This window comes from Streptomyces sp. NPDC006208, assembly GCF_040613775.1.
In the GTDB taxonomy this organism is placed as follows: domain Bacteria; phylum Actinomycetota; class Actinomycetes; order Streptomycetales; family Streptomycetaceae; genus Streptomyces.
Window position 1 is genome coordinate 110,543 of the sequence record NZ_JBEXSW010000028.1, and the last position, 7,883, is coordinate 118,425.

Annotated in this window: 8 protein-coding genes; 3 read left to right on the plus strand and 5 right to left on the minus strand. The window is 68.9% G+C overall.

The window, feature by feature from the left end; translation table 11 throughout:
• Positions 1-8 precede the first annotated feature (8 nt).
• Complete coding sequence (sbnA, locus tag ABZ208_RS23320) at positions 9-1,058, plus strand: 2,3-diaminopropionate biosynthesis protein SbnA (RefSeq protein ID WP_356911379.1); 1,050 nt, start codon at positions 9-11, stop codon at positions 1,056-1,058.
• 362 nt (positions 1,059-1,420) lie between these two features.
• On the plus strand, positions 1,421-1,750 hold the full coding sequence (locus ABZ208_RS23325; protein ID WP_356911380.1) for a hypothetical protein: 330 nt from the start codon (positions 1,421-1,423) through the stop codon (positions 1,748-1,750).
• Positions 1,751-1,879: 129 nt separating this feature from the next.
• On the opposite strand, the gene ABZ208_RS23330 is transcribed toward ABZ208_RS23325, so the two are convergent.
• Positions 1,880-2,980, minus strand: a complete 1,101-nt coding sequence (locus ABZ208_RS23330) for a histidine kinase (protein WP_356911381.1) — start codon at positions 2,978-2,980, stop codon at positions 1,880-1,882.
• Positions 2,977-3,642 (minus strand): response regulator transcription factor, encoded by a 666-nt coding sequence (locus tag ABZ208_RS23335; RefSeq protein WP_356911393.1) that lies wholly within the window; start codon positions 3,640-3,642, stop codon positions 2,977-2,979. Before ABZ208_RS23335 ends, ABZ208_RS23330 begins: the two co-directional genes overlap by 4 nt.
• Positions 3,643-3,998: 356 nt before the next feature.
• On the opposite strand from ABZ208_RS23335, the gene ABZ208_RS23340 reads away from it, so the two are divergent.
• A complete protein-coding gene (locus ABZ208_RS23340) occupies positions 3,999-4,547 on the plus strand; it encodes a hypothetical protein (RefSeq protein ID WP_356911382.1) in 549 nt (182 codons plus the stop codon).
• 274 nt (positions 4,548-4,821) lie between these two features.
• Here ABZ208_RS23340 and ABZ208_RS23345 read toward each other — a convergent pair whose 3' ends face one another.
• The 3 genes from ABZ208_RS23345 to ABZ208_RS23355 all read right to left on the minus strand — a co-directional run bounded on the left by ABZ208_RS23345 (position 4,822) and on the right by ABZ208_RS23355 (position 7,688).
• The gene (locus tag ABZ208_RS23345; protein WP_356911383.1) at positions 4,822-6,240 is read right to left on the minus strand and encodes a DEAD/DEAH box helicase; all 1,419 of its coding nucleotides are present in this window, start codon (positions 6,238-6,240) and stop codon (positions 4,822-4,824) included.
• 668 nt (positions 6,241-6,908) lie between these two features.
• Positions 6,909-7,187: a hypothetical protein gene (locus tag ABZ208_RS23350; protein ID WP_356911384.1), complete on the minus strand. Its 279-nt coding sequence runs from the start codon at positions 7,185-7,187 to the stop codon at positions 6,909-6,911.
• A gap of 327 nt (positions 7,188-7,514) precedes the next feature.
• Positions 7,515-7,688: a CsbD family protein gene (locus ABZ208_RS23355; RefSeq protein WP_356911385.1), complete on the minus strand. Its 174-nt coding sequence runs from the start codon at positions 7,686-7,688 to the stop codon at positions 7,515-7,517.
• Positions 7,689-7,883 lie beyond the last annotated feature (195 nt).

Below are 7,883 nucleotides of genomic sequence, written 5' to 3' on the forward strand. Positions count from 1 at the left end.
AGGCCACCGTGCCCGTCATATCTGTCCCCTATGCCTTCAACGAGGAGGAGCTCTATGTCGACCTTCGGTCGATCTACGGTCGCTCGCTCTTCCTGAAGTGTGAGGGCTTCAACTTCGCCGGCTCGATCAAACTGAAGGCCGGGATCGAGATGGTGGAGACCGCTGAACGGGAGGGAGTCCTGAAGCCGGATTCGATCCTGGTCGAATCGTCGTCAGGAAACCTCGGCGTGGCGCTGAGCACGATCGCGGCGAGCAAGGGCTACCGGTTCCTGTGCGTGACGGACTCCCGCTGCAACCTGTCGACCAGGTTGATGATGGAGGCACTGGGCAGCGAGGTGCACATCGTCGCCGGCCAGGAGGCCAACGGCGGCTTCCTCGGAGCGCGGATCGACTACATCCGCGAACTGTGTGCTTCCGACGACCGGTACGTGTGGCTCAGCCAGTACACCAATCCGAGCAACTGGAAGGCGCACTACCGCAGGACGGCGCCGGAGATCGCCCGCGAGTTCCCGGGACTGAACGTGCTGTTCGTCGGCGCCGGAACCACCGGGACCCTGATGGGCTGCGCGCGCTACTTCCGGCAGTGGCACCAGCAGGTGCGGATCATCGCCGTGGACAGCGTCGGCTCGGTGGCGTTCGGCGGTGCGCCGGGCCGCCGGATGATTCCCGGCCTGGGCATGAGCATCCGGCCGCCGCTGCTCGACGAGTCCTACGTGGACGAGGTGCTGCGCGTCGAGGAGGCGGACACCATCCGTGCCTGCCACTATCTCGCCCGGCACGGCTTCCTGTTCGGCGGCTCCACCGGGACGGTGGTCAGTGGCGCGATGGGCTGGTTGGCCGAGCACGACGAGCGTGAAGTCACCGCGGTGGCCATCGCCCCGGACCTCGGCGATCGGTATCTCGACACCGTCTACCAGACGAACTGGCTGAAAGGCCTGTACGGCGACGATGTGCTCAGCTCCGACGAGCCGGACGCCCTTTCCCTCGCAGGTTCCCCCCGCGCCGCCGACGCGGTCACCGGGCCGCTGGACCGGCCACGTCGTGGAAGCGGGTTGTGAAGGGGCAGGCGGAGCCGGTGCCCGGCGGGCGTCGTGATCCGCCCGAGACCAGGTGACATTGTCCGTTTTGCACAGCTATAGGCCGTACGGGTGGTGCATCCCTGGGCACGGCCGTAGCGTCGATTCAGGGACAACCCTGGAAGGAAGGCGGCACCACCAGCGACGACAGCTCCTGACGCGCAGCGCGCGGGTCGGGTCAGGTGTACACGCAGAGCCACATGGGCTCGAAAAGAGGCAGCTGAGGAGCCGACATGCAGAGGAACAAGCTCAGAACAGCGGTCATGCTGTGTGCTGCCACAGCGCTCGCAACAGCAGGAGTACCGGCATTCGCTGCCCCAGCGTCACCCTCGCCCGCTCACGTGGTGGCCGTCGACTGTTTCTCGAAATCACAAGTACGCCCGGCCGACTTCCTGCTCGCCTGCGGGGACGGCAACAACCGCCTCACCGGGCTTCAGTGGTCCAGTTGGGGCACGAAATCCGCGGTCGCCAGCGGACTCGACTGGGTGAACGACTGTCAGCCCTACTGCGCCGCAGGCAAATTCCACTCCTACCCCGTCACCGTGAGGCTCGACCGCCCGGAGACGTGGAAGAAGCATCCTGAGCTCCAGCACTTCACCCGGATGCAACTCACCTACACCGACGGCAGGCCTGCGCAGACGGAACGGGAAGTGACGTACAAACTCTGGGACTGACGACTCCCAGGCGCTGGGCCGGGGATCTCGGTGCCGGTGGTCGGTGTAGGCGCCACGGTCACATGGTGCCGCCTTGTCGGCATGACGCCAGAGCCGCCACGAGCCTCGAGCCCATGTGGTGCCACCTGGTCACGGTGCGCTCATGTCCGGAAGCTCCAGGCGGAGTTCGTAGCCGCCGTCGGCCGTGGGGCCGGAGGTGACGGTTCCGCCGAAGAGCGCGGCGCGCTGACGCAGGCCGACCAGACCGTAGTGCGCGCTGGGCAGAGGGAGAGCGCGCCGGGTCGGCGCGGTATTGGTGACCGTGACACGGACAGTGCCGCCCTCGTGGGACATGCGAATCGTCGTGGTGGCGCCGGGGGCGTGTTTGCGTACGTTGGTCAGTGCTTCCTGGACGGTGCGGTAGATGGCGCGCTGGACGGTCGGGGGGAGGCCGTCGGGGAGGTCCGTCTGCAGTTCGGCCTCGATGCCGCTGTTGTCGACCAGTTGCCGCAGGTCGGCCAGGGACGGTTGCGGGGTCAGCTCGGTGGGGCGGCCGCCGGAGTCACGCAGGACGCTGACCATGTGCCGCAGTTCGTCCAGGGTCTGGACGCTCAGCCGCCGGATCGTGGCTGCGGCTTCCTTGACCTCGGCGTCCCGGCTGCCGACCTGGAGCGCTCCGGCCCGCACCGCAATCAGGCTGACCTGGTGGGAGACCACGTCATGCATCTCCCGGGCGAGCTGCGCGCGTTCCCTGGCCAGCACGGTCTGGTCGGTCAGCAGCCGCTCGTGGTCACGCGCCTCGGAGATCTCCGCGATCCGCAGCGACAGATCACGCCGGGCCTGGACGAGCTGACCGAGAAAGACGGCCGCGCCCGCCGTCGCCCCGGTGTAACCCAGGGTGATCAAGGTCGAGGTGTGCAGGTCGAAGTGCGGTGCCGGCCACGAGGTGATGTCACTGATCGTGAACGTCACCGCACACAGGGTGAGGAGGGTGCGTCGGCGGGTGAGCGAGGCGAGGGTGTACAGCGCGGCCAGCGCGGCGAAGACCGCGTCGGAGAGCAGGACAGCGGGCAGGGTCAGCAGGAAAGTCAGCAGCGGAAGGCGACGGCGCAGGAACAGACAGAGGGCAGCGGCCAGGGCGCAGGCCAGGCGCAGCGGCTCGCTGGTGCCGACGTTGGCCCAGACATCGAGCAGCGAGACTCCGACGAGGGCGGCGTCCAGCAGGGGGGCGGGCAGGCGGCGGGGGGTCATGGCCCCTCCTGGTCCCGCGTCGGTTTGAGAAATCCCGCCCGTTCGGCGAGCAGGGCGGCCTGGACGCGGCTGCCCACCTCCAGCTTGGTGAGGATGGCGCTCACATGGTCCTTGACCGTGCCGGTGCTCAGGTGCATCCGCGCGGCGATGTCGGTGTTGGACAGACCCTCGGCGATGAGGACGAGTACGTCCCGCTCGCGTACGGTCAGCCGGCCGAGGCTGCGGGCAGCGGGTTCCTGCAGGCCGGCTTCCAGGTAGCCGTCCACGACCGCCCGAGTCACCTTGGACGACAGTACGGTGCCGCCTTCGGCAAGGGCCCGTACCAGGAAGGGAAGCTCCTCGGGGTCGGTGTCCTTGAGCAGGAAGCCGGCGGCGCCGGAGCGAAGCGCCTTCGCCACGTACTCGTCCATGTCGAACGTCGTGAGCATGGCCACGACCGGAGGGTGCGGTAGCCGGCGGAGGCCGGCCAGGACGGTGAGTCCGTCCACGTCCGGCATCCGGATGTCCAGCAGCACGACGTCGGGGCGTACCTCCTGGGCCGTCCGGACCGCCTGGCCACCAGGGACCGCAGCCACGACCTCGATGCCGTCCGCCGCATCGAGGATGCGCTGGAAGCCGGTACGGATCAATGCCTCGTCGTCGACCACCAATACCCGGATCACGCGGGCTCCACTCGCCATCGGACCACTGTCCGATTCGTACCACGCGGAGGGACGCCCTGCGGGTGCCCGACACCGAATCCGGCCGGGCGGCGAGCTGCGCCAGCCAGTCGGCGGGGGTGGTTCCGGACACCTGCCGGATGGTTGAAACGGGCAGCTTCCCCGACCCTTGACCATAGGACGCCCGACGGATCCCCGGCCATGCCGCCCGTCGCCGTCAAGGTCTTGGTCCGGCGCAGGGCCACTGGAATACCTGTGCGTGCCGCGACCACACCCGCCCGCCTCATCGGCCGGCAGGCGGCAGGCAACGACCACGGAGCGGGACACGGAACGATTCACCAGAACTGGCAGGTGTCTCCATGACTGACTGCGGCGCATACGCCCCCAAGGAGTTGCAGACCTTGCGGTCTCTCCAGACGCGGTCACTCGAAAGGCTGACTCTGCTGGAAGCCGCAGACTTCCTCCACGCCAGAAGCCGTGGCGAGATGTTCGCCATGCCGTACATGGCGGCAGAGGCGCCGTTCGCCCACGACGGGATGATCAGCGGTGACGAGTTCATCGACAGCCACCTGGAACTCCCCAGGGCGCTCGGCCTGCACGGGCCGTTCTGGGCACGCATCATCGACTACCGGGAAGGCGCCGACGTCATCTACACGACCGAAGAGAGTGAAGCGATGCACGGCGTCATGGGCATCGTGCTCTACCCGGACGGCGACGCCCCCGGCGAAGGCCCCAGGTACTGGCGCGCCGTGCAGGCCCGGTCCGGCACCGACACCGACACCGCCGAGCGGAACTACCTGTACTACTCGATGAGGCCGAAGCAGACCTACTACGGACCGGACCGGCTACGGTGCCCGCGCCCCCGGTCCTGGCAGACATGGTCGACCGGGACTTCAAGCAACCGCTGACCAGCAGCGAGACGTCCGGAACACAGCTCGGCCGGTGCCGTCGAATCCACTCCGATCAGACACCGCCGACTTGACAGCGGACAGCCCCGGAGGACCGCAGCTCAGAAGGGGCCTTCCCGGGTCCGGCCCATTCGCGTACACGTCCTCGGGTGGCGCGTCTGCCCGGGTCCAGCGTGCCGCGGACGAGCGGCTGACCGGCTGGCGTGCTGACGCCGTTGTCGACTGCCCGCTGCCCTTTGCATCACCACACAAAGGCCACCCGCTTCATCCGGCGTCAGCGGCCCTTGCGTACCCGGGCCGCTGCGCGGGCCTCCGCGGTCTTGCGGGCTTCGGCGGCTTTGCGGGACTCCTTCGCGGGGCGGCCCGGACGGGTGCCGAGGCCGCGGAAGGGGGCGTTGCCGCCGCTGGTCCTCCCCCCGATCGGCGGGCGCTTCGCCCCGGTGATGGTGGTCAGCTTCTCCTCGCCGGAGCGCACCTGTGTGACAGTCGGCCGGATCCCGGCGTCGGACATCATCCGGTTCACATCGCGTCGCTGGTTGGGGGTGACCAGGGTGACCACGTTCCCGGACTCCCCGGCGCGTGCGGTACGCCCACCACGGTGCAGGTAGTCCTTGGCGTCGGCCGGCGGGTCGACGTTGACGACGAGGTCGAGCGCATCGATGTGGATCCCCCGCGCCGCGACATTGGTGGCCACCAGCACGGTGATCTCACCTTCCTTGAACTTGGCGAGCGTGTGGGTGCGCTGCGGCTGCGACTTCCCGCTGTGCAGGGCAGCGGCCTGTATGCCGCTGGCCCGCAGGTGACGGGTGAACCGGTCGACGCCGGCCTTGGTGTCCAGGAACATCAGTACCCGGCCGTCGCGCGCGGCGATTTCGGTCGCGGTCGCGTACTTGTCGGCGGCGTGGATGTTGAGCACGTGGTGCTCCATCGTGGTGACCGAGCCCGCCACCTTGTCGACCGAGGCGAGCACCGGGTCGCGCAGGTAGCTCCGTACCAGCTGATCGATGTTGCGGTCCAGCGTGGCCGAGAACAGCAGCCGCTGCCCGTCGGGGCGGACCTGGTCCAGGATTTCCGACACCTGAGGCAGGAACCCGAGGTCGCACATCTGATCCGCCTCGTCCAGCACCGTGATCCGCACCTGGTTCAGGTGACAGTCCCTGCGCGACACCAGGTCGACCAGCCGCCCCGGCGTCGCGATGACCACGTCGGCGCCGGTCCGCAGCAGCGCCGACTGCCGGTTGATCGACAACCCGCCGACCACCGTCGCCAGCCGCACGTTGAGCGCCTGCGCGTACGGCGCCAGCGCGTCGCTCACCTGCTGCGCGAGTTCCCGCGTGGGCACCAGGACCAGTGCGAGCGGCCGCTTCGGCTCCGCTCGCAGGCCTGCCGTCCGGACGAGCAGCGCAAGCCCGAAAGCGAGCGTCTTGCCGGAACCGGTCCGCGCGCGGCCGAGGACATCGCGGCCGGCCAGCGCGTTGGGCAGGGTCGCCGCCTGGATCGGGAACGGCTCCTTCACCTCGAGGCCGATCATCGTCTTCATCAGCTCCGGCGGCAGCCCGAGTGCTTCGAAGGACTCGACCGGCGGCAGGCCCGGGACCACCGTCCGGGGCGTCGAGAGTTCCCCCTGCGGCGCTGTGGCACGCCGGGGCTTGTCGGCACGGGAGAGTCCAGGGGCCGACAGCTGTGCGTTCATGGGGAACCTTCCTCGGTCTGGCGCCGGAACGCGCCGGGGCCCGTACCTCTTGGTACGGGCCCCGGCGGCGTCGAAGCGTGCCCCCATTATACGGATGGTGCAGCAACGAGATCGGGGCACCGGCGTCACCCCCCCGGCGCCGTCACGCGCATGCCGCGCAATCGGTGCAGGACCGCGGCCGCAGCCACCGTGCGCTCCCGCAGGACGTCTCCGACCAGAGTCGGCCGGCACTGCCGTGGTCCCGGATGCACTGGAACCGAGCCCCGGCGGCGGCCCGGGTCACGGCGTCGTGACGCGTCAGCACCCGATGTGACGCGGCACGGAACGAGGAACCCGGTTACTGCCAGACGCCAGGTCCGCGCCGCCACGTCAGTGCCGGAACGCCATGCCGGTGCGCCCGCACGGAGCGCGGGACCGGCGTGGTCCGGACGAACGACGCGCCCGCCGTTGCCGGGGCCTTGCTGTGCTCGGGCCGGCCGCCCTCCGACATCCAGGACGTCGAAGTTCTTGCCGAGGCAGACCGGCTGCCGGAAGCGCATCGTCGCCGCGAGCCTGATCGGCACCGCCGTCGAGTGGTACGGCGACTCATCCGATCAAAGCTAGGACCTGCGACTTTGCGCCGGAGCGAAGCACACCCCAAGCGTCTGGACACAGGGTCACCCCACCGTTCACCTGCGATGATCGTGGTCCCGACGGTCCCGACTGTCCTGGCGATTCCAGCGGCTCCGGCGTTGCCTACTGTATCGGCGGGCCCAGCGGTCTTGTTGATCCCGGTAGTCCCGGTAGTCCCGGTAGTCGGGATCGCCACCGTGGCTCCGGCGCCCGGAACCACCACGGCCGAAGTGGGCGAGGCCAAAGATCAACACGCCCGCAGCAACCCACCACATGGGGTTGAGGAAGCCGAAGCCGATCAGTGCCACGACGAAGATGAGAAGCAGAACGAACATGTCGGGCCTCCCGGAGCGGAACAGGTCATCGCTGCCGGGGGCTGGGGCCTCACCGAACAGCGTAGCCGCTGCCCAAGGGCGGCGGATAGCGCGCCCCCTGTCGACTCGTACTGCCGAGCGTAGACCCCTACTTGACACCAGCTGGGCGACGAGTCCATACGCGAACAGCTGGAGGACCTGCCCACATATGCGCCCAGCCGTACATCACCGGCCCCAACAAGGCGCACATCGATACGGAGTTCCGGCCCTACGCCCGTGCCTTCTCCAGGTGTCGGGGAGCGGGACTTGACATGGTGCCGCTCCACCGGCTGGTGCGGGGCCGAGTGGTCAGTGTTTGAAGGAGTCCTTGATCTTCGCTCCGGCCTGCTTGATGTTGCCCTTCGCCTGACCACCGCGACCTTCGGCCTGCAGGCGCCGACGCCGGTAACGCGACCGACAGTCTCCTTGGCGCCGCGTTTCACCGCCTCGGGCTTTGTGCGCAATCTTCTTCGCGATACTCATGGCGGGCCCACCCGGGAGACAGCCGTGCGTGGGACAGCCTTGCCCGTCGCCAGATGACCCTGACGCCTGTTCAGGGAGTGCGTCGACGACTAGCTTGTGCGGTGCGGCCCGGGCCCCCGGCAGCGTCGAGAAGTCACCGCGCTCCCTCGGGGCGCACCTTGCGCATCGATGCCGGAGCCCGCCTCGTCACGAGCG